This window comes from Piscinibacter sp. XHJ-5, assembly GCF_029855045.1.
Lineage (GTDB): Bacteria > Pseudomonadota > Gammaproteobacteria > Burkholderiales > Burkholderiaceae_C > Albitalea.
Genome location: NZ_CP123228.1, coordinates 4,733,179 through 4,756,933 on the forward strand (window position 1 = coordinate 4,733,179; position 23,755 = coordinate 4,756,933).

The window sequence follows — 23,755 nt, forward strand, 5'->3', positions numbered from 1 at the left end:
GAGCCTCAACCCACCCTCCTGGAGATTGACATGAACCGTACCCTCTCCACTTGGATCCCGCTCACCGCCTCCGTATGCATCGCGCCGTTCCTGGCGCACGCTCAGGACGCGAAGGTCACCACGGCGACCACCATCTGGAACGCCGAATGCGCGGGCGCGGCACACCTGTCGCATCTGCAGGGCCGCCTCGTCGACAAGGCGGCGCAGGGCACCGTTCCCCTGCGCCAGTTTGTCTGGAGAACTCGGATGATTTACCAACTCGATCTGATGGAAACCGTCGCGTGGCTCGACCAGCGGCGTGCGCTGCTGACGGCCTGCGAGCAACGCTCTGCGCACATCGACCCGATCGCCGCAGCGCGCTGGTAGATCTGCCCGTCCCATGTGCTGGTGGACATACGAAGCCGCCACTCACGACTGCCCGCAAAGGCGCCGACCATGCACGTTCGCGGACACCCGCATGGCCGGCGCCGACGAGATGGACATTTCATCCGCCGATGCGGACATGCTGCACCTGCGCGATCGCGGCCGGTTCCCGCCATCCCACGCGCTCGGCGAGATAGCGGCTGATCTGGTCGACGTCGAGCCGCGTGCCGGCGAGGCCGACATGACCATCGGGCCTCAGCAGATAGAACGACGGTTGCGCGATCCCGGCGCGAGCCAACACTTCGTCGTTGGCGGCATCTGAAGGAACGCTCCACGCGCGCAGCATGTCGCCGGCGGACGGCGGCGTTTCGGCCCGCTGGCCGAACGACAGCAGGTGAAATCGCTCGTCGTCGAGCCTCTCGTACAGGTCCTCCACCGGGCCGCCAGCTTCGAGGCGCAGACGCAGCCATGGGAATCGGTCGCCGGGTTGCGGTGCGCCTTCGGGCAACGGCGCGAGCGATTGCGACAGCCCGCTCTCGCGATACGCGATGCCGATCTGCGACAGCGTGCGGAACGCAAGCCGGCGCATGCGCTGCAGCCTCATCGCGGTGGCGGCGACCTTCGCGATCACCCTCGTGCGCAGGAGCGAGGCGACCCACGAATCGGAAACGATGAGCGTGAATGCGCGGTCGGTGCTGTCGAGCAGGCGTTGCGCGACCGGCATCCGCTCGGCCGCGTAGCTGTCGAGCAGCGCGGGACCCGCGTCGTCCTTGACGACCGCGGCGAGCTTCCAGCCCAGGTTGTAGGCGTCCTGCAAGCCGGTGTTCATTCCCTGCCCGCCCATGGGGCTGTGGATGTGCGCGGCATCCCCGAGCAGGAAACAGCGGCCGTCGCGAAAGCGCTCGGCGCTGCGGTGCTGGATGCGGTACGTCGAGAACCAGTCGCAATGCCTGAAGTGGATGCCCGTTCCCGCCTCGGCGACGATCGACGGTGCGACGTCGTCGAAGGTGACACTGTCGCTGTTGCGCAGCGTCTTGGGCAGGATGCCGATCACCCGCCAGCGGTTCGCGCCGCGCATCGGAAAGAACAGATGGAAGCCGTCGCGCCAGAGGTAGACGTTCAGCTCATTGGGCGTCATCGACCCGACGGCGGTGGTGTCGGCGACGAAGAACGTGTGCTCGTACGGCGCGCCGGGAAAGCCGACGCCGCAGCGCTCGCGCACGGCGCTGTGCGAGCCGTCGCAGCCGGCGACCCACGCGGCGCTCACGCGTCGAGTCGAGCCATCGGGCTGCTTCAACTCGACGTCGACCCGGTCGCTCTTCTGTTCGAGCGCGACCAGCTCGGTGTTCCACTGCACGTGGATGCCGAGTTCGCGCAGCCGCTCGCCCAGGATGCGCTCGTTGTCGTCCTGGCCCAGCATCAACACGTACGGGAACGGGCTCAAGTCCTGGCCGATCTCGCCGAGCGGGATGCGCGCGGAGCGGCGCCCCTCGGCCCACATGTTGGCCGCATCGCCCCGCTGACCGAGTGCGACAGCGCGGTCGGCGATGCCGAGCTTCGCGTAGATCTCAAGCGTGCGCGCGTGCACCGCCATCGCGCGCGTCTGCTGCGCCGGGCCTGAATGGCGGTCAATCACCAACGGGCGCACGCCACGGCGCGCAAGCTGGTTCGCGAGCATCAAGCCTGTCGGGCCTGCGCCGACGATCAGGACGTGGGTATGCATTTGCGCGCGTCTCCTGGCTGTGATTGCGTTTGCTGGGTCCTTGCGGACGCTCAGCTTCTGCCCGCCGCCCGTCGGGCCGATTGCAACGGCACCGTCGCATATTTCGGTTGAAATCGCGCTCCGCGGATCATCGAAGGTCGATCGCCCCGCGAATGGCCGATGGGGATGTGCTGCGGGCGTTCCGGGAGTCCTTCATGGGAGGACCGCTGGCGACGGATGCCGTTGGCCGATCGGCGAAGTGAGCGGCCGAGCTCGGCCCAGTCCTGCCGAGCCGAGCGACGACGGGCAGCGGTGAGCGATTCAGCAAGCTCAGCGCGGCTCGGCCTCGCCGTAGCCGCTCGCGTGCAGCCCCGCCTGCACGAAGTCGAGGAAACACTGCACCTTCATCGGCAGGTGGCGCCGCTGCGTGGTGACGCCGAGCACCCCGTGTGCCGGCGGCATGCACTCGGGCAGCAGCGCCACCAGCTTGCGGGAGGCCAGCAGGTCGTCGACCACGAAGAGCGGCGTGAGCGTCAGGCCCAGGCCGGCGAGCAGCGCCTCGCGCAGCATGAGGCTGTTGTCCACCTGCAGACGGCCGGTCACCGGCACGGTGAGCTGACGCCCACGCACGGTGAACGGCCAGCGGTTGCCCATTCCCGAGGTGGCATACACAAGCACCTGGTGCGCCGCCAGTTCGGCCGGCGTGCGCAGCGGCGACGCGCTCTTGAGATAACGCGGCGACGCCACCAGCACACGCGGCATGCGCCCCAGGCGGCGTGCATGCAGCGACGAATCCTCCAGCGTGGTGCTCACGCGCAGCGCGCAATCGAAGCGCTCGGAGACGAGGTCCACGAAGCGGTCGTTGAGCGACAGGTTGAGCTCCAGCCCCGGATGGCGCACCAGGAAATCCGGCAGCCGTGGCCCCAGCCAGCGCAGGGCAAACGAGGTGGGCACCGAGACGCGCAGCAGCCCGGCCGGCCGCCCGCCGCGCTCGCGCAGGCGCTCGACGGCCGACTCGGTCTCGTCGAGCACGCGCGCCGCCGATTCGTAGAAGTCCTCTCCCGCCTCGGTGAGGGCCAGCGTGCGTGTCGTGCGCTGCAGCAGCAGCACGCCGAGCTCCTGCTCGAGCCCCGCCACCAGCTTGCTCACCGCGCTGCCGCCCACGCCCAGCCGCGCGCCGGCGCGCTTGAACGACTTCAGCTCGACGACGGCACGGAAGGCGCGCAGGCCTTGCAGCGACGAAAGGGCCACATTGATTCCAATCAAGACTTGGTGAAGTTCCGTCGGATGCTAACCAATGCCGATGCGGAATTTCTAAAGTGCGCCTCATCGCGCCACAGGACACCACCATGCCGTTGCAGACCATCATCACCGACCCGTCCCCCTCGACCCTGCTCGGCGCCACCGGCTTGGCGCTCGGCGTGGGCGTTCTGCTGGGCAAGCAGGCGGTGGCGCACGGCGCCGCCCCGCTCGCGTTTGCGATGTGGCCGGCGCTGTCCACCCTGGCGGTGCTGGGCTGGCTGGCGTGGCGCCGCCATGGGGCGGCGCCCGCTGCGGCCGTGTGGCTGCGCTTCGGTCTGCCGGCCGGGCTGCTGGGCGGCGCCGTGCCGAACACGCTGGCGGCCTGGGTGGCGGTGCAGGCGGGCGTCGGCATCACCGCGCTGGCCTACACGCTGCCGCCGCTGTTCACGCTGGCGCTGATGCTGCTGCTCGGCTATGAGGCGCTGCGCTGGCAGCGCCTGGCGGCCGTGGCGCTCGCCTTCGGCGGCGCGCTCTGGCTGGCGAGCACGCGGGTGGCGGCGGGCGAGCTGCCGGTGGAAGCCGCAATCGGGCTGCTGGCGATTCCGCTTTCCCTGGCAGGGGGCAACGTCTTTCGGGCGCGTCGCCTGCCGCGCGGCGTGCCCGTGGCATGGCTGGGCGCGGCCACGGCGGCTGGTGCGGCGGCACTGCTGCTGCCCGCCTGGATCGCGACCGGTGCGCCGGCCGTGCCGTCTGCCGCCTGGCCTTACGTGGCCGCGCAGATGGCGGCCGCGCCGCTGGCGATGCTGTTGTTCTTCCGGCTGCAGGAGCGCGCGGACGCGATGACGATGAGCTTCATCGGCTATGCGATGGCGCTGTGCGCGGCGCTGCTCGGCACCCTGCTGCTCGGCGAGCGGCTGCCGTGGCAGCTGCTGCCCGCCCTCGTGCTCATCGTCACCGGATTCGGCTGGATGCAGCATGCGGGCCGGGGGCCGGCCGCCGCACCCCGGGCCGTGCGCGGCTGAGCCCACAACACCGACGCAGGGAATGAACGACACCATGGACGCCCTGGACCTGCGCCGCGCCGAGAGCCGCGGCCGCCTGCGCAGCACGTGGCTCGACGCGCGCTTCAGCTTCTCGTTCGGCGACTACCGGCACCCGGCGCGGCATCGCTTCAGCGTGTTGCGCGCGCTGAACGAAGACATCGTGCAGCCCGGCACCGGCTTTGCGATGCATCCGCACCACGACATGGAGATCCTGATGCTGCCGCTGGCCGGCGCGATCGCCCATGGGGACAGCCTGGGGCACGAGGCCGTGGTGCACCCCGGCGAGGTGCTGCTGATGAGCGCCGGCGCCGGCATCCGGCACCGCCAGATGAACGCCTCGGCACAGGCGAGCGACCACCACCTGCAACTGTGGCTGCTGCCGCGCCGACGCGGCGGCCGGCCGCACGTGGCGCTGCGGCGCTTCGAGCCAGCCGGCCGCGCGGGCCGCTGGCAGGTGATTGCCTCGCCCGACGGGCGGCAGGGCAGCCTGCGCATCGACCAGGACGCGTGTGTGATGCGCGCCATGCTGGCCGAAGGCTCTTCGTTGGAGTTCGCGCCCGAGGGTGCGGGTCGCAGCGTGTACCTGCATCTGGCCACCGGCGAAGTGACCCTGCGCCGGCCCGCCCGGGCCGGCGCGGCCGTGCCGCTGGGGGCGGGCGACGCTGTCGCGTGGCGGGAGGGCGAGCGCATCGAGCTCCGCGCCGCACCGCAGGGCAGGCCCAGCGAGCTGCTGCTGTTCGAGCTGCCGCCGCACGCCGATTGAGATGGATTCGATGAACCCCGAAGACAAGGAAAACCCCATGACCTCTCCCCTCAACGTGGCCGTGCTCGTGGGCAGCCTTCTGCAGGCGTACGAGGGGTGGGTGCGGCGGAACATGGCGGCGGCGGGTGGTGAGGCCTGATGCGGGCTGATGCGGTCCAGGTGACTGACATGCGCCCGGGACAACAAGAAGGCGATGAAGCCGACATCCGGCAGCTCATCGCCGACGCGCAGAAGCACCAATTCGACGTGCTGGAGCTTCTGAAGCTGCATGACGACGAAGCGGTGATCGTCAACATGGCGGGGCGCCGCGTCTTCGGCAAGGCGGCATTTGGCGAAGCGATGACGCAGGCGCTGTCGTCCTCGCTGCGTCAGGTGCCCGCCACGGTGGCGGTGGATCGCGTGCAATTCCTCTCGCCGGACAGCGCGCTCGTCTCGTGCCGGAAGACGGTGCAGGACCTGCGGCCGGCGACCGAGCGGACCGCGCTGCCGGGCAGCGAGGGGGTGACGAGCTATGTGGTCGTGCGACAGGGCAAGCGATGGGTGATTGCGTTGGCGCAGACGACGGCGGTGAGGGTGTAGGGGTGCCTTGTCGGTCGGGACTGCGTTGCGCTGGGGGGTCGGAAGTGTGCGATGGAGGTGGCGCTATGACGGCGGCATGTGGCAATGCACCACGGCGGCCTACCGCGTCGGCCAGATCGATTTCGTTAACGCGTGGATCGGAAGCAGCGATCGCGCAAGGTGGGCTGTTGCGCAGCGTTTGAAGCCGGTGGCCGCCGCGGCCCTACTCACGCTGACTGGCACCAATCAGTTGTTGGACCGCGGGATAGGTGCGGGCTCGAACGTCAGCTGTACGGGGCGCTGCGGTAGTACGACCTCCACGACACGTTCACCGCCGCGTCGCGGACCGCTTCGCCGCCGCTCGAACCAGCGGTACCGACCCAGAGCCGAAGTAGACGCGGGCATCCAGACTTCCCGCCAACGGACGTTGATCAGATCAAGACCTTCGTTGCGAAAAGCGCACAACGCTACTAGACGACTGGTCTACTCTTGCCTACAGTGATGCTCATGCGCTCCTCCCACGACACCTTCGACACCCGCCAGAGCATTGTCAACGCCGCCCAAAAGATCATGAGCGGCAAAGGCTTCTCTGCGGTCGGCTTGAACGAGATCCTGAGTTCAGCCAACGTTCCGAAAGGGTCGTTCTATCACTACTTCGAGTCCAAGGATGCGCTTGGCGAAGCGCTGCTAACCGAGTATTTCGACGACTACCTGACCGACATGGATCACACGCTGAACATGCCGGGCCAAAATGCGGCGCAGCGGTTGATGAACTACTGGCTCCAATGGGCGCAGGCGCAGCAGAGTTTCGATTGCCAGGGCAAATGCCTCGCGGTGAAACTGGGAGCGGAGGTCTCCGACCTGTCGGAGTCGATGCGCCAAGCGCTCAAGACCGGCACGGCCGAAATCATCGGCCGTCTGGCGGTCACCATCGAGGCTGGGGCAGCCGATGGCTCCCTGGAAGTCGAAGGTCGCGCCGATGAAGTAGCGCAGAACCTCTATCAACTTTGGCTCGGCGCCAGCGTGATGGCGAAGATCGTGCGCGACGCCCAGCCGTTTGAAGAAGCACTGCGGATGACACGCCGGATATTGCACCTACCCGCTGCCTGACGGTGGGCAGGTTCGAAGGAATGCGCAGAGCGCTTTTTTTCCGACCTGGAACTAGACGACCGGTCTAATAGTGGCGCGCCGGCGTCCCCCTTCCTCGCCACTTTCACATCCGAAAGGAATGAAGATGAAGATCCTGATTGTCCTGACCTCCCACGATGAACTCGGCAACACCGGGCTCAAGACTGGCTTCTGGCTGGAAGAGCTCGCAGCGCCCTACTACGAGTTCAAGGCCGCCGGTGCCGACATCGTGTTGGCCTCGCCCCGCGGCGGCCAGCCGCCGCTGGATCCCAAGAGCAACTCCGAAGCATTCCGCACCGAGGCGACCCGGCGATTCGAGGCGGACGCCGATGCCATGGCCGCGCTCGCGAGCACCGTGCCGCTGGCAAAGGTCACTCACGAAGGCTTCGATGCCGTGTTCTATCCCGGCGGACACGGCCCTCTGTGGGATCTGGCCGAAGACCCAAACTCGGTCAAGTTGATCGAAAGCACCCTGCAGGCAGGAAAGCCGGTGGCGCTGGTCTGCCATGCGCCTGGCGTTCTTCGCCATGCGAAGCGCGCGGATGGGCAGCCGCTGGTGGAAGGCCAGAAGGTCACCGGCTTCACCAACTCCGAGGAAGCCGCGGTGGAGCTGACCGACGTGGTGCCTTTCCTCGTGGAGGACGAGCTCAAACGTCTCGGCGGTCGCTTCCAACGCGCGGGCGACTGGCAGTCGTTTGTCGTGCAGGACGGACTGCTGATCACCGGCCAGAACCCGGCTTCGTCCGCAGAGGCGGCGGTGCGTGTGATGACGGAGCTGGCGCGGGCGCGCTGAGCCTTGCGAGCCGCGCCGCATCGCTCTCCCCGAACTCGAGCTGCACCCTGCACAAGTGGCGCAGACGAGTTCGATTCATCCGCTGGCCGAGCCCGCAATGTTGCAAGGCGAGCGGAAGGCCGAAGCCCCGGCAGCGAAGGCGAACTCGAGTTTGACATTGGCCGCCGGCATTGCCTGCATCGTGTTGGTCGCCATCGACCTTCGCCCGGGGATCGTGTCGGTGGGACCGCTGCTCGGACAGATCCGCAACGAGTTCGGGATCTCCAACGCGCAGGCTTCCCTGTTGACGGCGATTCCCAACATCCTGATGGGCTTGCTGGCGTTGCCCACACCGTGGCTTGCACGGCGATTCGGCCGCGATCGTGTCATCCTGGCCGCGCTCACCACGCTTAGCATCGCCTCGCTGCTGCGGGCCTTCGTCCAAACGACGACCCAACTGCTTGTCACCACGGCAGGCGTGGGTGCCGGCATCGCAGTCGCCGGCGCCCTGATCTCAGGCTTCGTCAAGGCCCGGTTCCCGCGGCATGTGTCGTTGCTGATGGGTCTGTACGCAATGTCGATCGGACTGGGCAGCACTTTGGCCGCAGCTGCGACCGCTCCGCTCTCGGCACTTGGCGGCGGCTGGCGGCTCGGAACGGGCATCTGGGCGCTGCCAGGGTTGACCGCCATCGCTGCGTGGACGGTCGTGTCACGATCTGAGCGGACGGCCGAGCCGGCCTCGGTCTCAGAGTTGGCTGGGGCGCGTCGCCATCCTGCGAGTTCAGTGAGCGCTTGGCTGGTGGCTTCCTACTTCGCGACCAACAACTTCTTGTTCTTCGGCTTCCTGTCCTGGATCGCGCCGATCTATCGGGAGCTCGGTGCGACTGCGGCGCACGCAGGGCTGCTGCTGGCCTGCTTCACGATGGCGTTCATGTTCTCCAACCCGCTGCCCGCCCTGCTTTCCAAGAGCGAGGATCGCCGATGGCTGGTCGGACTGTTCGCGAGCCTCGCTCTTGTCGGGCTCTTTGCAACCGCCGTCGCGCCGACGTTGATGCCCTTGGTGATGATCCCCATCGTGGCGTGCGGTATCGGTGCCTCGTTTTCGCTCGGCATGACACTCCCGCTCGACAACGCATCGAGCCCAGAGGAGGCCAACTCTTGGACGTCCTTCGTCCTGTTCGTCGGCTACCTTCTCGGAGCGCTCGGGCCCCTCACGCTTGGGCTGCTGCGAGATCGAACCGGGAGTTTCCACGCAGCCCTTTGGACACTGGTGGCTGCCGCCGCTCTCATGGTTTCGCTGGCTCCGTTTCTCTCGCCGACGCACCGTCGTGCGAAGGCGCAGCGTGCCGGAGGGGCGGGCACTAGACACCGCCCACCAAACGTCGGGGCAAATCCGGCTTGAATGAGGCGGTGCGTTGGCGGCGGCGCTGGCTGTCGCGACCGTCTCTTCCTGGCCGAGGCTGTCAGTTCGCTCCCCGATGCCGACAACGGCCCTTCGGAAGTGATCGCCTCGCGGCCATCGGCAGCTGTCAGCGAGCTTTGGGGAGCGCGTGGTCCCGGCCAAGAACCGCCGCTCGAACTCGGAACTCGATTCGCTGGTGACCGCTCTGCGGGCACAGCGCACGAAGCCCCCTCGACACGTCACCGCGGGATTGGCACCAATTGCTCGAGGATCGCGTAGGCCGCCTCGACCCGCGCCGGAATCGGAAAATTTCTGTTGGCCAGAATGACCAGGCCGAATCGCTTTGCCGGCACGAAGGCGACATAGGCGCCGAAACCGCCCGTCGATCCGGTCTTGTCGAACAAGCGTGGCGAGGCAGGCCGTTGCGACGCCTCGGGCTGCACGGGGTTCGGGTCGAAGATGACCTCTGGCGCATTCCCGCCCAGCAGCAGCTCGCGGGACAGCGGGTAGGGAAACTGCTCCCACCCGAAGCCCTGCACCATGCCACCGAGCCTGAAACGGCCGACCTGGGTGATGCGGATCGCTTCGCGCAGCGAGGCATCCGGCCCGCTGGGGTCGATGTTTGCCTGCACGAACCGGAGCAAGTCCGAGGCCGTCGACTTGATGCCGTAGGTTTCGTCGTCCAACGGACCGGGATTCACCCGTACCGGTCTGCCTTCGCGGTAGCCCCAGGCGTAGTCGCCCATGGCGTGGGGCGGCACCTGGATGTACGTGTGGCTCATGCCCAGCGTGCGCAAGAGGTGTGTCTCGATCAATCTCGCGAAGTCACCCTTCATCGCGACGGCAACCACTGCGCCCAGCAGCCCGACGCTCGGATTGGAATACTGCCGCACCGTTCCAGGCCGTCCCTCGGCCTTCCAGTCGTGGAAATATGCAAGCGCGGCACTGTCGTCTCCAACAGGTTCGGGAAACTGCAGTGGCAAGCCGCCGGCGGTGTGTGTCCCCAGATGGAGCAGCGTGGCCCGGTCGATGGGCTGACCCTTCAGGCGAGGAAGATAGCGCCCAGGATGATCGTCCAGCGAGAGCTTGCCGGTCACGTGCCCATAGGCTGCCAACGTCGTGGTGAACATCTTGCTGATCGAGCCGATCTCGAAGATCGTCGATTCGGTCACCCGCGCCTGGGTCTCCTTGGACGCCACCCCGTAATTGAAGACGTAGGACCGGCCATCCACCGTCAGCGACACCGCCACGCCGGGTATGTCGTGCTGAGACATGAGCGGGCGAATCGTCCCGTCGACGATGGCCCTGACTTTCGCAGCGTCGTTGCTGGCGCTCGACGCGAGGGGAACCAGCAGTGCAAGCAGGAGCGACAGCGCTCGGGTACGACAGGGCATGGACGCAGGAGCGATGCTCATCGCGCGATCTTCGTGCATCGCGCGCTGCAGCGTTGAAGCGTTGAAGCGTTGTTTCCTGGCCCCCAGGAAAGCCGATCACGAGACGGCGCCGGTCAGCGCCGCCTCGTGCCGAAGAGTGTCAGGGCGTGACGCTCTGGACGATCACGTCGCCAGACCCGACCACCAGGTTCGTGTCGGTCCTGACCTGAACGTTGCCCAACAAGACGCGACCTGCTGCTGGCGCCGCATTCGCGGTCACGCTGCCCGGAACCGTCCACGACGCGCCCGCCGGCCGCAGGGCGTTGGCGTCGGTCACGCTGATGCTGCCGAATGCCGCATTGACGAACACATCCCGGTAGTTGTAGCTGGTCGTGCCTGCGGGTACCGAATAGCCGTCAATCAGCACCAGCCAGGTGCCGGCCGCCGGATTGGCGATGGTCACCGACTCGTCAGAGTCGCCGTCGGCGCTCTGCCCCGCCAGCACGCAGGTCCCGGTGCTGCAGTTGTAGACGTACAGGTCGAGGTCGGCCGCCGGGTCCGACGGACTGTTGATCGCCGCGCGCAGCGATGTCGATCCGGCTGCCACCTGCACCAGGTACTGCTGCTGCGCTCCGCCGGCGATCGTCGGCGTCGCCTGCACCGCGCTGCCCAGGGTCGTCCCGAACGCGCGGCCGGTGAATGCACCGAAGCCGTTGGTGATCGTGTAAGTGCGCGCCACCGGCACACCGATCCCGGCAGCCGCGATCACATCGGGATTCGGCGAGACCGAGGCACCCAGGATCGATGCCGTCAGTGAGAACGGTGCCGCATCGGTGTCCGAGGTACGCCGCGCGTCGACGGTGACTTCCCAGACGCCCGCCAGCGGGTTGTCGAGGGTGCGGCTGTTGGGGCTGCCGGTGCTGCAGGCCAGGCCCACGTAGCAGTTCGAAACTGCGTTGCTGTCGATACCGACGCCGTACGGATGCCACCTCAAGAACCGCGCCTGCCCCGTGCCGGGTGATCCGGACGGACCCGTGAAGTCGACCTTGAAAGCTGGCGCTCCCGCCGGAACCTGGAAGAAGTAGCTCTTTGACTGCGCGCGGTCGATGGTCGAACTTGTCGTCACCGCATAGTTGTTGGCGGCCGTGAACTTGTCCGCGGCGATCACCGTGTTCATGATCCGGTACTCGATACCCGCGGACTCGGGGCTGTCCAGCGTCATGATCGCCGAGTGTTCGCCAGCGACCGATGGATTGATCGTGACGGGGAACTGCACCGGCGTGTTCAGCGGCAGGTTGACCGACCCAGGCGATGCAAACGAAGCGACATCGCCGAGCCAGTTGACGTTGTACGTGACCGCGGTCGAAGGCCTTGGGTGCGCACCAGCGTATAGGTCCGCGTGTAAGGGCTGCCCACGGTCACGCCTTCACGGTCGTAGATGCCCACGCCAATGCCCGGTTGCGCCAGGAATCCGCTCAGAACGGTGTTGACCGGAACACTCGCCGAGAACTCGGAGGTCTTGATGTTGGTCTTCAGCAGGTTCCAGGCCACGCCGGTGTTCATCAGCCCGTTGCCCTGCCAGGTGATCGGCACCCGGGTGAAATCAGCATTGGCCTCGGTGATCAGGCTTGCCGACGACAGCATCGCCTGGCGCAGCTGCGCGGGCTGGTACTGGACGCCCACCTGCTTGGCCGCGCTGATCAGCAATGCCGCCGCGCCGGCAGCCTGGGGCGCCGCCATCGACGTGCCATTGAACAGCGAATAGCCAGGTGGCACCACCGCCGCGAGCCCGCCGCCAGGTTGCCACATCGGTGTGGTCGAAATGGCGTTGCCCGCAGCCAGTATCTCGGGCTTGAAGCCGCCGTCCTCACGCGGCCCGCGCGAGGAGAAGTAATGCACGTTGTGGTCGAACTGCGTGATGACGCCGTAGTTGGCGAGGTGCGATGCCTTGCTCACGTAGGCGCCGACGCTCACGACCTTGGATGCGACCGAAGGATCGCCGACGGTGTTCAGGCCCGGGCCGCTGTTGCCGGCCGAGAGAAACATCTGGACCTTGTAGCGCTCGATCAGCCGGTTGTACAGCTCGGCGCGCGCGGTGTTGCCGTCGTTCAACGACGGCAGCCCGCCGACGGACATGTTGATCACATCGACGTTGGCTTGCTTGGCCGCGTAGATCATGCCTTCGATCATTGCGTGCGCTGTGCAGCCTGTGATGAACAGGCACACCCGCACCGAGACGATCTTGGCACCCGGCGCCGCCCCGCTCATCTGGCCGCCGAACATGGCGTTGGCCGCCGTGATGCCGGCCACGTGCGAGCCGTGCGCGCCGGAAACGATGCCGATGTTGACAACCTTGTTCTTGCCGTCGGTCTGCACGACGAAGGGCATGCGCTCGGCCACCGCGGTTGCCGGGTTGTCGGTGCCGAAGTAGCCGACGTCGCGGTTGACGCGGTAGTCGGTCATCGCCTTCTCGTCGGCAAAGCTGCGGTTCTGGTTCGTATCGACCCAGACAACGTTCGTCGCCGGATCCCACAGCACGGCGAAGAGGCCGCTGCTGCCGGAAGGATTGCCGTCGCGGTTGACGTCGGACTGGACTTCGCCGCCCAAGCGCGCATCACGCTCGTTGAACACGCCGATGCGGAACGCCCCGGCGTACGGTGCCTTGTATGAGACGCCGTTGAAAGTGACGTTGGCGCCGCTGACCTGCGCCGACATGTTGATCCATGTCGGGTCGTCGTCGGTGAAGGGGTCGGTGTACGTGACCCAGTCGACGATCTTCGCCTCGCCGGTCGAAGTGGTCCGCAGCGACGGGTGGTCGAGCGTGACGCCGCTGTCCAGGATGCCGATCGTGACCTTGCGGCCGTCGAAGGTCGGATTGGCCGTGACGAATTGCGCCGCACCCGTGTCCTGCGTCGGCATGTAGGGGTTCGCGCGCGGCGTCGCGGCACTCGGCGGTGCCTGCGGAATCAGCGCTGCGGCGCCGTCTGGCCGCGGGTCAGGCAGCGGCAGAACTTCATCCAAGTCGATGAAGCGCACCGACCCCAGCGCCGCCACCTTCTCGACCTGCCCAGTGTCGACCACAACGCGCAGATAGTCGATCGAGTCCTCGCTGTACACGACCTTGCCGCCCAGCGACGTAATCGCCGACTTTGCGGTCGCGGTCTGGCCCGACACCGCGGCAATCAGGAGGGTCACGCTTCGTTGACCCTGGTCGCGCAAAGCCCTCAGCTGTAGCTCGGTCGTGTGGCTGAGTTTGCCGGTTCGCGCATAGGCCCCGGCCGACGCCTCGTCGCTGAACCCCATGCTCAAGGCAACCGCTGTGACGCAGATCGCGATGGCCGATCCGATGTAGCTTCTCCGCATAGACCCCTCCTGGCGCACCTGGTGGGAACGCGTCGTTCAAACGCCGACTCGGCCAGAGCGAAGCTCGAGGCCGCTGCTGCGTACGTCGCGCCCGTTGGCGAAATTTCTCGGACTGTTGCGACGAATGTGGGCGGGGTGCTTGTGCTCGTCAATTAGGGCGCTTACCCATAAACCCGAAGTCGCACTGCGTAGCCGAGGCCTCGCCGCAAGCGGGCGTGAGCGTCGTCAACCACGCCGACGCTGAGCAGCGCATCGGCCAGGAACGCCACGTACACCAGCACGAAGGCCAGATCGCGGCCGTCCTCGATCTCGGCCAGCGCGTCGCGCATCGCGACGATGCCGGCACCGGCTTCGCCTTGCTCGAAGTGCGCTCGCCCGGCAATCAGACGCGCCTCGATCAGCAAGGTCTCCATCCCATGCTCTTGCGACAGCGTCACCAGTGCGTCCGCCGCGGCCACGAATTCTTCGGGCCGTCCACACGCTGCGTAGACAGTCTCTTCAAGCCCGACCACCGCGCCGACCGCCTACCTGCGGGGACGACAAGCTCTCTTCGGACGATTACGCTGCACGCCATCGATCAAATCCTGAAGGGGTGACGCCATGCTCACGTACCGGGCCGCGGCGCTGATGGCTGCCTTGATGACACTCACCTTGGCGCTGCCTCAGGATGCCGAGGCCCGCGGCGGCAGACGCGCGGGCAGCCACAGCACCAAGAGCAAGTCCACGAACAGCGATGGCGACCGATCCCCCGCCAGCAGCGCTGAAACGACCACCAACTCCACGCCCCGCACCCGAGTGACTGCCGTTCGGTCGGCGGGCGATGCTCAGCAAGCTCCAGCACGCGCCCAAGGCCAGGCGAGACAGGAGCCGGCCCCGGGACCCGACGTGGAATGCGCGGACGGGTTGATCACGCGCGCCCCGGGCGGCTGCAGCGGACACGGCGGTGCTGCCTCGAAGGTGCGCAAGCGGTAGTGCGGCCTGTGCTCATTGATGCGAGATCGAGTCGTGCCCTGTCTTGGAACCGGCCGCATGCGCGCAGAATCCCCCGCAAGCGATCAGCCAATCAGGAGGCAGCATGTCGCAACTTCGGGGCGGATGTCGTTGCGGCGCGGTGCGCTACACGGTCGCGCTCGAGACCCTGCCGCGGACGTATGCATGCCATTGCCGGGACTGTCAGACCTGGACCGGCAGCGCCTTCAGTCAACAGGCGCTCCTGCCTGATACCGCGCTGAACGTGAGCGGTCCCGTGACGGTCTTCGAGCTGACGACCCCCAGCGGCAGTATCTCGACGCAACGCATGTGCGGCGTGTGCCACACGCGCATCTACAACTCGAACAGCGGCAAACCGGGTTTCATGATCTTGCGCGCCGGTACGCTGGACCGAAGCGACGAGCTCGACGTCGCCGCCCACATCTGGGTGAACCGCAAGCAGCCCTGGCTCGAACTGCCCGACGACGTTGCCACCTGGCCCGAGGCGGCTCCATTCGCGCAACTGCTGCAGGTGCTGGCGTCGGACGACCCGGCCAAACAGCAATTCACGTGAAGGCCCGGGATGCCGCCCTGCTGCTGGCCCTCTTAGCGGCCTCTGCCCTCCCCTGGCGTGTGCACGCGCAGGTGCCGCCCACGGCCACTGAAGCGGCGGCGTACCAGGGCCTGCATGCTGCGGTGTACCGAGGCGACCTGGCCGGGATCAAGCAGCTGGCCGCCGACAAGGCGGCGCTGGAAGCGCGCGACGGCGCCGGCCGCACACCGTTGCACGTGGCCACGTTTGCACGCCGGCCACAGGCAGTGCAGGCGTTGCTGCAAGCCGGCGCCGACCACGCGGCGTTGGAACAGGGGCGCTACGACGCCGTCACCATCGCCGCCGTGGCCGACGACGAGGAAACGCTGCGGGTGCTGCTGGCCGCAGGTGCCAGCGCCAGGCTCACCACCAGCCGTTATGACGGCACTGCGTTGATCGCCGCCGCGCACCTCGGCCACGACGGCGTCGTGCGCCTCCTCATCAAGGCCGGCGCGCCGCTGGACCACGTGAACAACCTGCACTGGACCGCGGTGATCGAGGCGATCGTGCTGGGTGACGGCGGCGCTCGACATCAGGCCACGCTGAAGGCGCTGCTGGACGCTGGCGCCAGCACGCAACTGGCCGACCGCAGCGGCGCCACGCCGTTGCAACTGGCGCGTGCGCGCGGCTACGGCACGATGGTGGAAATGCTGCAGGCCGCCGGCGCGCGCTGACACGCGGCGGTGCGCGACAAGGCTTGCTCCCCGAAACGGGGACCGGTCTATTGATCGCGGTTGTCGTTGTCGAGACGAGCGGACAGCAGCTCCAACACCAGGTCGCTTGATGCCTTCGCCACGCAAGGCAGTATCCAGCCCTCGGCCTGTTCTTCGCGCGACAGGCCTGGCCACTCGATCGTGTGCGTCGCACTCCCCGAGAGCACCCTGCAGCGGCAGGTGCGGCAGGTCCCGTTGCGGCAGGACACCGGCAGACGCTGACCGGCGGCGAGCGCGGCCTGGAGGATGGTCTGCCGCTCGTCCGCGACAAACGTCCCGCCCGCGGGATGAAGCGTGATGCGCGTCATTGCGTTTCGATGCCGGCGCCGCAGACCGCACGTGGGTCCGCAGCAATGTCCGGTGTCCCCTCGCAAGCGCGGAAATCCTGATGCGCCATGCCCCAGCGCCGAATCGCTTCGGCCACCGGCAGCAGCGACCGGCCGTGCGGCGTCAGCGCGTAGATCACCGGGGCGGGCACCCGGCCCCGCGGTTCGCGGTCGAGCAGTCCGTCAGCCTGCATTTCCCGCAGTTGCTGCGCCAGCACCTTTGCGCTCATCTCCGGCAGGCTGCGTCGCAGCGCCGCGAAGTGCATGGGACCATCGGAGAGCCGGTACACGATGAACAACTTCCAGCGCCCGCCCAACGCGGCGAGCGCGGCCGTGAGCGCGCATCCGGACACCGCGTTGGCACGCGCGACGCGCGGACCGTTACCTGCAGGTGCCTTCTTGGTGCCAACGATGGTGCTGGCTACAGTCGTTTCCATGTGCTGGATCCCTGCTCTGCGCGCTGTGCGCGTCGCCGTTGTCGTCATGGCCGTTGCCGTTGTCGCAGCTTGCGCAGAACCCTCGCTGCCGCCGAGCCCGGGCCATGATAGGGCGCCCGTGATGCCTCACACGCCGGACGGCACGCCGCGCGATTTCGATTTCGAGCACGGCCGCTGGCGCACGTCGGTCCGAAGGCTCGTGCAGCCACTGAGCGGCTCGCCACAGTGGGCCGACTACATGGGCACCACCACTGTCCATCCCTTGCTCGGCGGGCGGGCCAATCTCGCCGAGCTGGAGGTCGCCGGCCCGCTGGGCCGCATCGAAGGGGTCTCGTTGCGCCTGTTCGACACGCGACGCCAGCGCTGGACGCTGAACTTCTCCAACGCAACGGGCGGCACGCTGGAACTGCCCATGACGGGCGGCTTCGACGGCGGCCGGCACGGCGTCTTCTACAGCGCCGAGACGTTCAACGGCAAGCCGATCCTCGCGCGATTCCTCATCGACGTCCTGGACGCCGATCACTGCCGTTTCGAGCAGGCGTTTTCGGTTGACGGCGGGGCGAGCTGGGAAGTCAACTGGATTGCGTTTGATACGCGGTTGCGTTGATCACTTTGCGCGGCCCCACGGGCCAAGACGGTAAAGGCTGGGCCGGCCGACCCCAAGTCGCTGCGGCGTTCGCTGAACTCCTTCTTGGGTGCAGAGGCGACGGAGGACCACGTCGAGCAAACACTTGGTCGCCTGATGGACCAGGGCAGCAGTGAGATGGACTCGGCAGCAGGCGTCTCCTATCCCGCGTTTTCTGTGCCCCCGCCGGCAACGACTAGCGCTTGCGCGCTGGGGCAGCCAGAATCCCCGCGATCCGAAGATCACGTCAGGGAGAGGAAATTGTCGAGACGTCGAAAAACCAGTCCAGCCGAAGCCCTGCTGGAGCTCGTGTCGCGAATGCCATGGTGGGTGGGCATTGCGTTGGCGGTCGGCATCTACCTGCTGCTGCATGACTGGGCTGGTCGACCGGTACCCGTCAGCACACAGCCCGGGCAGCTCGGAGCGATGGTCACACAGGCGATGTGGCGCTCGTTGGCCAGCGTCGGGCAGTACATCTTGCCGGTGATCTGTCTGGTCGGGGCCGGTGCTTCGGCGTGGCGTCGGAACAGGCGACAACGACTCATCGCTGACGTGGCCCAGAGTCTGGCCGCAGACGTCCTCGACGGAATGGGCTGGCATGAGTTCGAGAAGCTGGTCGGCGAGGCCTTTCGGCTGCAGGGCTACCGCGTGGCGGAGACCGGTGGCGGCGGAGCCGATGGTGGCGTCGACCTCCTGCTGACCAAGGGCACCGAGAAGTTCCTCGTGCAATGCAAGCAGTGGCGAGCATTCAAGGTGGGCGTCGAGGTCGTTCGAGAACTCTACGGCGTGATGGCCGCACGAGGCGCAACGGGCGGCTTCGTGGTGACGTCGGGTCGATTCACCGAGGATGCTGCGGCCTTCGCGAAGGGCCGCAACATCCAATTGATCGACGGCCCGCAGCTGCATGCATTGATCCGAACGGTTCGGGGCGCAGCGCCAAACCCGTCGATCGCCCTCACCCAGCCACAGCCAGCCACCGCAGGAGCGGCGGCAATCGATGCATCGACCGCGCCTGCATGCCCGGTGTGTGCCAAGGCGATGGTCAGGCGGGTCGCGCGGCGCGGGGGCAATGCCGGTGGCGAGTTCTGGGGCTGCTCGGGGTATCCGGCCTGCCGGGGCACGAGGGCGGTCGGCTGAGGTCAGTGCCAGTGGGGGCTAACGCAAGGCGGATGGTGGGTGGAAGCAATGCATGCATGCCATTGCGCACCGCCACGACACTGACCGGCGGCTCACTACAGGCCGCTGTCGCAGTCTCCGCTGGAGGGTCCCGTCGGCCATGCGCAATGGTAGCTGGTGCTGCCGCGCTTGCATGAATGTTGGAACTGGGTGCTATGCGTCATAGCGTCTTAGACTGGATAGACTGGAAGCCCAGGGGGCATAGCACCCGGCACAACCTGTGCCCGACAAGTCCCCTAGTTTGGAACCAGCTATTCCGCTGACATCCTTGGCCTAGGGACCGTCTGCGATCCACAAGTGCGCCGCCGGCTTGTGCGTCGCCCCAAGGGGTGTTTGGATGTGAGACTGAGGAGCATGATGCGAACCGCAAAACGGGTGGGCGGTGTCCTCTTTTGCGGACACCCATGAACCACTCAGTCAGGCATGCTTAACGATCGACTCTCCTGGGCATCGACCGCTGCGACCGTAGCAGTGATGTTCTTCGCCATAGTCTGGCTACAGCCGCTCATCCGCGGTTTGGAACCAGTCCTCGCTGCCGCAAGCGGCGTCGCGGGCGCCGTTGCCTCCCTTGGAGTCTATCGCCTACTTTCCAGTGCTTTTCTCTGGCTCTTTGGCAACAGTCTTGTTCTTCGTAGACTCATTCTCGGCAAGAGCTTTCTCGAAGGAACTTGGATTGGTCACTATATGCACGAAGAAGAGCATCGCTTCACGATTGAGTTCGTCGATCAAGCTTCCGGGACTACCGTGATTCACGGACGTGAGTTCGATTCGGCGGGCAAGACACGAGCATCCTGGGCTTCTGACACGGTCTCCATTGATATCGAGCGCATGCACCTTGTTTACGCCTACACATGCAAGGTGTTCGTACGCAAGCACGTGCAGGAGGGACTCGGAGTCTTCACCCTGGTACGTGAGTCCAGCGAGAAGGCGCCAACGAAGCTGGACGGATACGCAGTTGACCTTATCGATGGGGACCGCGATCCGAATACTGAGTACAAAATTTGCGATGAACCACTCCCAGATGAGGAGTCTTTGGCCGAAGCTAGGAAGCGCTTCAACGTCACTGAATGACGCGGGTCTGGACCTCAACGACCCAATAGCCAAGCCTCACTTTGGACCCTTCGCAGATTGGATGTCCGATGCAAGAGTCGAACACCGCCAAGATTTTGCCGCCCAATTCGCTGTACAAATATTTCTCGAGGGCGGGCGTCCTGCGGTTTTTGAGCGGCTTCAGACTTCGCTTCTCACCGCCCTGCGTCTTCAATGACCCATTCGAAGCGTTGCCCTCCATATCGGGGATGCAAGGTGAATTGGGTGAGGAGTCGGATGAGATCGCGATGCACAACCATCTCCAGGCAGCGCTTGCGCGGTCCATTGGAGGCAATGTCGGAATCTTGTGCTTGTCGGAGGATCCGCTGAATCTCTTAATGTGGGGTCACTATGCGAATGCGCACCAAGGCGCAGTGGTCGAATTCGATGCGTCGAACGAGTTTTTCTCAGGATCCAGGACACCACTTGGGTTCCATCAGTTTCTCCGCAAGGTCGATTACAGCGACGCACGTCCGGAATTGCCTCTGGAGCACTTTCGCCGTCACAAGATGGGGTTTCTGAACGATCATGGATCGGGCTGGCTTGAATTGCTTCGCGCCGAGCATCCGATTTTTTCCACGAAGAGTCGAGACTGGTCGTATGAAAGGGAGTGGAGGCTCGTGCGCCAGTTAGTCGGACCCGAAGACCCGTTAAGTAGTCGGCCAAAGGCAACGCAGATGTACGTTGGATTGCATGTGTCCGCGGCCTACGCACAAGATCCGCAACCTTCGGATGTCGAAATCGCGCCTGTTCCGCTCGATTGCGTGAAGGCGGTCTATCTTGGAGCGCGGTCACGAACCTATACAGGGGATATGCCCGACTTCGAGGCAGAAGTCTGGGGACGCTTGTCGAAGTCGCACGACGCGCGACACATTCGCATCTTCGAAGCGCGGTTCCATCCGGAGAACTTCGCGATGCTCGCCTACGATCTTCGAGACGTTGAAGACGTCCGCAAGAACGTTTCCCGTCATGAGTTCAAGACGCGGCGTGACGGCCTCGAAGCTGTCCCCTTTCAGCGGCGACGCAAGAAGTGATCACCGTCTGGTAGAGCGTAAGCACCGCGCATCCTGAGCGTCGACGTTTGCGTTTCGCTGCGCGAGACAACGGCGCGTCGATGTCGTCGGCGACAGTCTCGGTGTCCCGATGCCAGCAATTCGCACTAGAGCCACCCGAACAGGTAATGGTGTGTAGGCTGCCAGCACGAACGACCGCGCGACCGCGGCCGTCGGGCAAGGATTTCCTTGACGACGTTGGCGAAGGGCAAGTTCCAAGGTACACCGGTCACTCGCCCGGGCGGCACGCCAACGACAGGTTTCGTAGGTTGCTGCCGCTCAGTTCCCAAACGCGAGTGACCGAGTCCAGTCTTTTCCTGCCTTAACTGCACAAACGCGACCGACAGCTCACAGCGGCAGGGAACGCACCCGAGCGACAGATGCGGCGTCTACGGATTGAGTGCCCGCTGCTGCCACGGCCATGTGTGAGCCCCGCAGCGAGCGGCCCTGTGCTTCACGCGCAAAGCCACCACGAATGCCACCCCGGCCAGGAAAAGTTCGAAGGTAGCCGGCTCGGGAATGCCGTAGAGGACCAGACCCAATGACCCGAGCGATCCGGTCTGAAACGGGCTGTCCGGAGACAACGCGATCAATGTCTCGGAATAGCTGTAGTGGTCGGCCTGAACGCACAACGTGGCGTAGACGGCGTAGAGCGGTTGGCCTCCGGCAGCGAATGTCCGTTGATCAACCACATTGGCACACAGGCTCAAGTTAACCAGGCGGTTGTCGCGTACCGAGGCAGCGAACGTCATGCCATTGAACGGCGCTCCGGGCGAAGGGTCGACGCGAGCGTGTCCGATGTTGACGAAGGCGCCCGCTGCCTGCGCCGCGGTGATCGGCGTCCCATCCGGCGCTCTTGCCGCGCCGGGCCGGTCATAGAACCATTCGTAGGTACCGTCGGGAATGGGACTGGGGCCCTCGATCACCACCTGTCCGAGGATACTCGGATCCGTCAGATCGCCTCCCGTGCGAAGGAGCCTGAAATGTCCGTCGGCAAGTTGGGCGTGAGCCGCTGCGCCAGCGGTAAGCAAGAGCGCGGCGAACATGCGGCGGCGAACAACGTGGGATAGAAAGCCCATGAGTCTCTCCTCACAAGGTCTCCCGGCGTGGTTGCAATCTTGCGCTCATCAAGCCATTGGCCTGCCTTTCACATCAACGGCGTCTTGGTTTTGATTCAGTGTCGAGCAGGGCGGGCCGTCAGCAAGCGACTCGCAGCGCCAGTTCGTCACCTCATATTGCGGACGCTGCAAGCAGAGCCTTCAGCTCACCGCCTGGATAAGCGGTCGGACCACCGGTTTTGAGCTTGGTCGGTCGTCCGCCGCGAGAGCGGCTCACCGACGGCTTGCGGTGAGCACCGTCATTCGAACGTTGAACGTCGAATGTCGCAGACCAGTCTGGCGCGGTCCGTCGCGCCGCCGGGTCTTCCCGCCGGCGCGCTTGCCGTACGGTGAGTGGCTCTGGTAGTTTGAGCGTGGGGCCCTGATACGAACCAGAGCAACCGGGAGGGAACATGGACATCAACTGTTCAGCGAGATTGGAGTTGTCCGGGTGGCTGGCATGGCTCGGTCTCGGTCCGTCCAACATCGGCCGCGCCGCAGCGGGCGTCCTGATCGTTCTGGTCCTGGCCGCTTGCCTGGCGCTCCTTCGCCATCAGACGAAGCGCCTGACCGTGGTGTCCAGGGCGGACGTGCGTCCTTACGCGGGAGCACTCCACTGCCTGGCACCCGCCTGCTGGACCCTCGCCGTGTTTGGAGCTCTGCTCGCGGCCTACTTCGCCTCCGGCTTCTACCGGAAGTTCAACCCCGACCTCATCGCCTTCCTGAACCCGCGACCCGCTCCGCTGAATCACCCTGCAGAGATGGCAGCGAGAGGCGTCTGGGCCGCCACGTTCTGTGCGGTCCTTCTGGGTTCGATCGCGGTCTGCTGGGTCGGTGCCCGGGTCTATTGGGCCACAGCATGCCGCCAGACGACATCGATCCTGTACCGGCTCCTGCCGCTCGCGCTTGTGCCGGTGGTGAGCCTGCTGCTGCTCGGCGCACTCGACTTGTTGCCAGCCTTCGGCTCCGAAACGTCGGCGCTCATGCTCTGCAGCACCTGGAACCGCAACGGGCTGGGCTATCTCGGGCCCACGACCGATGGCCTCAACGTAGTGGCCATCGCGGTAGTCGTCGTTGCGGCGACCAGCTTCTGTCTACTGCGGTGGGGCGTCCACGCGGCGACGCAGGCGACCCCGGCCCCGCTGCAGGAAGGATCGTCAAGGGCGGCGGTACGTGCCTTCGGCGCCACGCGGTTGTCGGTTGCCAGGGACGCGCACTCGATCCAGGCGCTGATGGACTACGCCCTGTACGCGGGCGCGGCGGCCCTCATCGCTGGACTGCTGGAGGTCGTGGCCACGCTGTCCTGGTCTTTCGCGCCGTTCCAATCGAGCGCCGAACTGAAGGTCCAGGCCGATCTCTGCAAGGCAATGCAGTCAGCGGCTGCCGGCTCTGCACCTTCTGAAGCCGTCAAGAAGATCTGCGGCGACGTCGAGCAGCAGCTTCCCATGGCGGCCACCGTTGACGACCTGCGCAAGTTCACGCGCTCGGTCGGGATCATGTTCGGGGCGGTCTTCAGTGCGTTGCTTGCAGCCATGTACCTGCCGGTGGCGCTGGCTCAGCAGGAGTTGGTCGACCTCCTGGCGCGCACCTCGCCCACGCCCGGGGAGCGCACCCCGCCCCAGCGGCAAAGCGCCGACAAGGATTCGCGCGATCGAAGCAAAGGCGGCGAATCCGCCCGCGATCCCGCCACGCTGCCGCTCGACGGCGAACCAGAACTCAATCGAAGCACCCTCCAGCGTGCCTTCAACGTGCTCGCCGCGCTGGGCCCTCTGGCGGCCGCGATCGTCTCCGCCGTCTTTGGGCTGTAGCGCCCCTCATCGACGGCAAGCGAGTGTGTGTCGCAATGGGGATGCGGCGTGGCGGCGGGTGCCAAACCTCGCTCATCAAAGGGTGAGGTACCCGCTGTGGGATGACCTGCCGTCCCTCGAGGCGCTCTTGCGCCCAGAAGCGGTCCTGGCTTGCGCCGCGAC

At 66.1% G+C, this 23,755-nt stretch carries 24 protein-coding genes; 15 read left to right on the forward strand and 9 right to left on the reverse strand.

What is annotated here, in order from left to right; genetic code table 11:
• The first annotated feature begins 30 nt into the window (after window positions 1-30).
• The gene (locus tag P7V53_RS22320; RefSeq protein WP_280151712.1) at window positions 31-366 is read left to right on the forward strand and encodes a hypothetical protein; all 336 of its coding nucleotides are present in this window, start codon (window positions 31-33) and stop codon (window positions 364-366) included.
• Between the two features lie 118 nt (window positions 367-484).
• Here P7V53_RS22320 and P7V53_RS22325 read toward each other — a convergent pair whose 3' ends face one another.
• Both P7V53_RS22325 and P7V53_RS22330 read right to left on the reverse strand, forming a co-directional pair.
• Complete coding sequence (locus tag P7V53_RS22325) at window positions 485-2,086, reverse strand: FAD-dependent monooxygenase (RefSeq protein WP_280151713.1); 1,602 nt, start codon at window positions 2,084-2,086, stop codon at window positions 485-487.
• A gap of 309 nt (window positions 2,087-2,395) precedes the next feature.
• On the reverse strand, window positions 2,396-3,316 hold the full coding sequence (locus P7V53_RS22330) for a LysR family transcriptional regulator (protein ID WP_280151714.1): 921 nt from the start codon (window positions 3,314-3,316) through the stop codon (window positions 2,396-2,398).
• A 98-nt stretch (window positions 3,317-3,414) separates the two neighbouring features.
• Between P7V53_RS22330 and P7V53_RS22335 the strand changes: the two genes are divergently transcribed.
• From P7V53_RS22335 to P7V53_RS22365, 7 genes are all read left to right on the forward strand, one after another.
• Entirely contained in the window at window positions 3,415-4,329 is a 915-nt protein-coding gene (locus P7V53_RS22335) for a DMT family transporter (RefSeq protein ID WP_280151715.1), read from the forward strand.
• Between the two features lie 34 nt (window positions 4,330-4,363).
• Entirely contained in the window at window positions 4,364-5,113 is a 750-nt protein-coding gene (locus P7V53_RS22340) for a pirin family protein (RefSeq protein WP_280151716.1), read from the forward strand.
• 10 nt (window positions 5,114-5,123) lie between these two features.
• Window positions 5,124-5,252 (forward strand): hypothetical protein, encoded by a 129-nt coding sequence (locus P7V53_RS22345; RefSeq protein ID WP_280151717.1) that lies wholly within the window; start codon window positions 5,124-5,126, stop codon window positions 5,250-5,252.
• A 29-nt stretch (window positions 5,253-5,281) separates the two neighbouring features.
• Window positions 5,282-5,692, forward strand: coding sequence for an SgcJ/EcaC family oxidoreductase (locus P7V53_RS22350; protein WP_280151718.1), 411 nt, complete (start codon window positions 5,282-5,284; stop codon window positions 5,690-5,692).
• Between the two features lie 486 nt (window positions 5,693-6,178).
• A complete protein-coding gene (locus P7V53_RS22355) occupies window positions 6,179-6,781 on the forward strand; it encodes a TetR/AcrR family transcriptional regulator (RefSeq protein ID WP_280151719.1) in 603 nt (200 codons plus the stop codon).
• Window positions 6,782-6,905: 124 nt separating this feature from the next.
• Complete coding sequence (locus tag P7V53_RS22360; RefSeq protein ID WP_280156579.1) at window positions 6,906-7,592, forward strand: type 1 glutamine amidotransferase domain-containing protein; 687 nt, start codon at window positions 6,906-6,908, stop codon at window positions 7,590-7,592.
• 55 nt (window positions 7,593-7,647) lie between these two features.
• Window positions 7,648-8,973, forward strand: coding sequence for an MFS transporter (locus P7V53_RS22365; protein ID WP_280151720.1), 1,326 nt, complete (start codon window positions 7,648-7,650; stop codon window positions 8,971-8,973).
• Window positions 8,974-9,212: 239 nt separating this feature from the next.
• Here P7V53_RS22365 and ampC read toward each other — a convergent pair whose 3' ends face one another.
• The 4 genes from ampC to P7V53_RS22385 all read right to left on the reverse strand — a co-directional run bounded on the left by ampC (window position 9,213) and on the right by P7V53_RS22385 (window position 14,167).
• The gene (ampC, locus tag P7V53_RS22370) at window positions 9,213-10,367 is read right to left on the reverse strand and encodes a class C beta-lactamase (RefSeq protein ID WP_348273484.1); all 1,155 of its coding nucleotides are present in this window, start codon (window positions 10,365-10,367) and stop codon (window positions 9,213-9,215) included.
• A gap of 139 nt (window positions 10,368-10,506) precedes the next feature.
• A complete protein-coding gene (locus tag P7V53_RS22375) occupies window positions 10,507-11,622 on the reverse strand; it encodes a pre-peptidase C-terminal domain-containing protein (RefSeq protein WP_280151722.1) in 1,116 nt (371 codons plus the stop codon).
• A gap of 8 nt (window positions 11,623-11,630) precedes the next feature.
• Complete coding sequence (locus tag P7V53_RS22380) at window positions 11,631-13,649, reverse strand: S8 family serine peptidase (protein ID WP_280151723.1); 2,019 nt, start codon at window positions 13,647-13,649, stop codon at window positions 11,631-11,633.
• Window positions 13,650-13,870: 221 nt separating this feature from the next.
• Complete coding sequence (locus P7V53_RS22385) at window positions 13,871-14,167, reverse strand: hypothetical protein (RefSeq protein ID WP_280151724.1); 297 nt, start codon at window positions 14,165-14,167, stop codon at window positions 13,871-13,873.
• Between the two features lie 617 nt (window positions 14,168-14,784).
• On the opposite strand from P7V53_RS22385, the gene P7V53_RS22390 reads away from it, so the two are divergent.
• Window positions 14,785-15,252, forward strand: coding sequence for a GFA family protein (locus P7V53_RS22390; RefSeq protein ID WP_280151725.1), 468 nt, complete (start codon window positions 14,785-14,787; stop codon window positions 15,250-15,252).
• A gap of 17 nt (window positions 15,253-15,269) precedes the next feature.
• On the forward strand, window positions 15,270-15,944 hold the full coding sequence (locus P7V53_RS22395) for an ankyrin repeat domain-containing protein (RefSeq protein WP_280156580.1): 675 nt from the start codon (window positions 15,270-15,272) through the stop codon (window positions 15,942-15,944).
• A gap of 47 nt (window positions 15,945-15,991) precedes the next feature.
• On the opposite strand, the gene P7V53_RS22400 is transcribed toward P7V53_RS22395, so the two are convergent.
• Entirely contained in the window at window positions 15,992-16,291 is a 300-nt protein-coding gene (locus tag P7V53_RS22400) for a 2Fe-2S iron-sulfur cluster-binding protein (RefSeq protein WP_280151726.1), read from the reverse strand.
• Complete coding sequence (locus P7V53_RS22405; protein WP_280151727.1) at window positions 16,288-16,746, reverse strand: helix-turn-helix domain-containing protein; 459 nt, start codon at window positions 16,744-16,746, stop codon at window positions 16,288-16,290. Before P7V53_RS22405 ends, P7V53_RS22400 begins: the two co-directional genes overlap by 4 nt.
• 121 nt (window positions 16,747-16,867) lie before the next feature.
• On the opposite strand from P7V53_RS22405, the gene P7V53_RS22410 reads away from it, so the two are divergent.
• The 4 genes from P7V53_RS22410 (at window position 16,868) to P7V53_RS22425 (ending at window position 20,670) form a co-directional block, all read left to right on the forward strand.
• A complete protein-coding gene (locus P7V53_RS22410) occupies window positions 16,868-17,353 on the forward strand; it encodes a DUF1579 domain-containing protein (RefSeq protein WP_280151728.1) in 486 nt (161 codons plus the stop codon).
• 279 nt (window positions 17,354-17,632) lie between these two features.
• Window positions 17,633-18,508 carry a restriction endonuclease gene (locus tag P7V53_RS22415; RefSeq protein ID WP_280151729.1) on the forward strand — a complete coding sequence of 292 codons (876 nt, stop codon included), beginning with the start codon at window positions 17,633-17,635 and terminating at the stop codon, window positions 18,506-18,508.
• Between the two features lie 513 nt (window positions 18,509-19,021).
• Window positions 19,022-19,618 (forward strand): hypothetical protein, encoded by a 597-nt coding sequence (locus tag P7V53_RS22420; protein ID WP_280151730.1) that lies wholly within the window; start codon window positions 19,022-19,024, stop codon window positions 19,616-19,618.
• Window positions 19,619-19,686: 68 nt separating this feature from the next.
• Entirely contained in the window at window positions 19,687-20,670 is a 984-nt protein-coding gene (locus tag P7V53_RS22425) for a DUF2971 domain-containing protein (RefSeq protein ID WP_280151731.1), read from the forward strand.
• Between the two features lie 407 nt (window positions 20,671-21,077).
• Here the strand turns inward: P7V53_RS22425 and P7V53_RS22430 are convergent, their stop codons facing one another.
• Window positions 21,078-21,767: a hypothetical protein gene (locus P7V53_RS22430; RefSeq protein WP_280151732.1), complete on the reverse strand. Its 690-nt coding sequence runs from the start codon at window positions 21,765-21,767 to the stop codon at window positions 21,078-21,080.
• 431 nt (window positions 21,768-22,198) lie between these two features.
• Here P7V53_RS22430 and P7V53_RS22435 point away from each other — a divergent pair, with 431 nt between their 5' ends.
• A complete protein-coding gene (locus P7V53_RS22435) occupies window positions 22,199-23,593 on the forward strand; it encodes a hypothetical protein (protein ID WP_280151733.1) in 1,395 nt (464 codons plus the stop codon).
• Window positions 23,594-23,755 lie beyond the last annotated feature (162 nt).

What these genes read in the sequence shown, in the direction of transcription:
- P7V53_RS22390 (WP_280151725.1), top strand. Translation starts at nt 14,785, where the DNA reads ATGTCGCAACTTCGGGGCGGATGTCGTTGCGGCGCGGTGCGCTACACG.
- P7V53_RS22430 (WP_280151732.1), bottom strand. Translation starts at nt 21,767, where the DNA reads ATGGGCTTTCTATCCCACGTTGTTCGCCGCCGCATGTTCGCCGCGCTC.
- P7V53_RS22380 (WP_280151723.1), bottom strand. Translation starts at nt 13,649, where the DNA reads ATGGGGTTCAGCGACGAGGCGTCGGCCGGGGCCTATGCGCGAACCGGC.
- P7V53_RS22335 (WP_280151715.1), top strand. Translation starts at nt 3,415, where the DNA reads ATGCCGTTGCAGACCATCATCACCGACCCGTCCCCCTCGACCCTGCTC.
- P7V53_RS22325 (WP_280151713.1), bottom strand. Translation starts at nt 2,086, where the DNA reads ATGCATACCCACGTCCTGATCGTCGGCGCAGGCCCGACAGGCTTGATG.
- P7V53_RS22340 (WP_280151716.1), top strand. Translation starts at nt 4,364, where the DNA reads ATGGACGCCCTGGACCTGCGCCGCGCCGAGAGCCGCGGCCGCCTGCGC.
- P7V53_RS22350 (WP_280151718.1), top strand. Translation starts at nt 5,282, where the DNA reads ATGCGCCCGGGACAACAAGAAGGCGATGAAGCCGACATCCGGCAGCTC.
- P7V53_RS22435 (WP_280151733.1), top strand. Translation starts at nt 22,199, where the DNA reads ATGGACATCAACTGTTCAGCGAGATTGGAGTTGTCCGGGTGGCTGGCA.
- P7V53_RS22410 (WP_280151728.1), top strand. Translation starts at nt 16,868, where the DNA reads ATGCCTCACACGCCGGACGGCACGCCGCGCGATTTCGATTTCGAGCAC.
- P7V53_RS22405 (WP_280151727.1), bottom strand. Translation starts at nt 16,746, where the DNA reads ATGGAAACGACTGTAGCCAGCACCATCGTTGGCACCAAGAAGGCACCT.
- P7V53_RS22400 (WP_280151726.1), bottom strand. Translation starts at nt 16,291, where the DNA reads ATGACGCGCATCACGCTTCATCCCGCGGGCGGGACGTTTGTCGCGGAC.
- P7V53_RS22420 (WP_280151730.1), top strand. Translation starts at nt 19,022, where the DNA reads ATGTTCTTCGCCATAGTCTGGCTACAGCCGCTCATCCGCGGTTTGGAA.
- P7V53_RS22360 (WP_280156579.1), top strand. Translation starts at nt 6,906, where the DNA reads ATGAAGATCCTGATTGTCCTGACCTCCCACGATGAACTCGGCAACACC.
- P7V53_RS22345 (WP_280151717.1), top strand. Translation starts at nt 5,124, where the DNA reads ATGAACCCCGAAGACAAGGAAAACCCCATGACCTCTCCCCTCAACGTG.
- P7V53_RS22425 (WP_280151731.1), top strand. Translation starts at nt 19,687, where the DNA reads ATGCAAGAGTCGAACACCGCCAAGATTTTGCCGCCCAATTCGCTGTAC.
- P7V53_RS22355 (WP_280151719.1), top strand. Translation starts at nt 6,179, where the DNA reads ATGCGCTCCTCCCACGACACCTTCGACACCCGCCAGAGCATTGTCAAC.
- ampC (WP_348273484.1), bottom strand. Translation starts at nt 10,367, where the DNA reads ATGCCCTGTCGTACCCGAGCGCTGTCGCTCCTGCTTGCACTGCTGGTT.
- P7V53_RS22320 (WP_280151712.1), top strand. Translation starts at nt 31, where the DNA reads ATGAACCGTACCCTCTCCACTTGGATCCCGCTCACCGCCTCCGTATGC.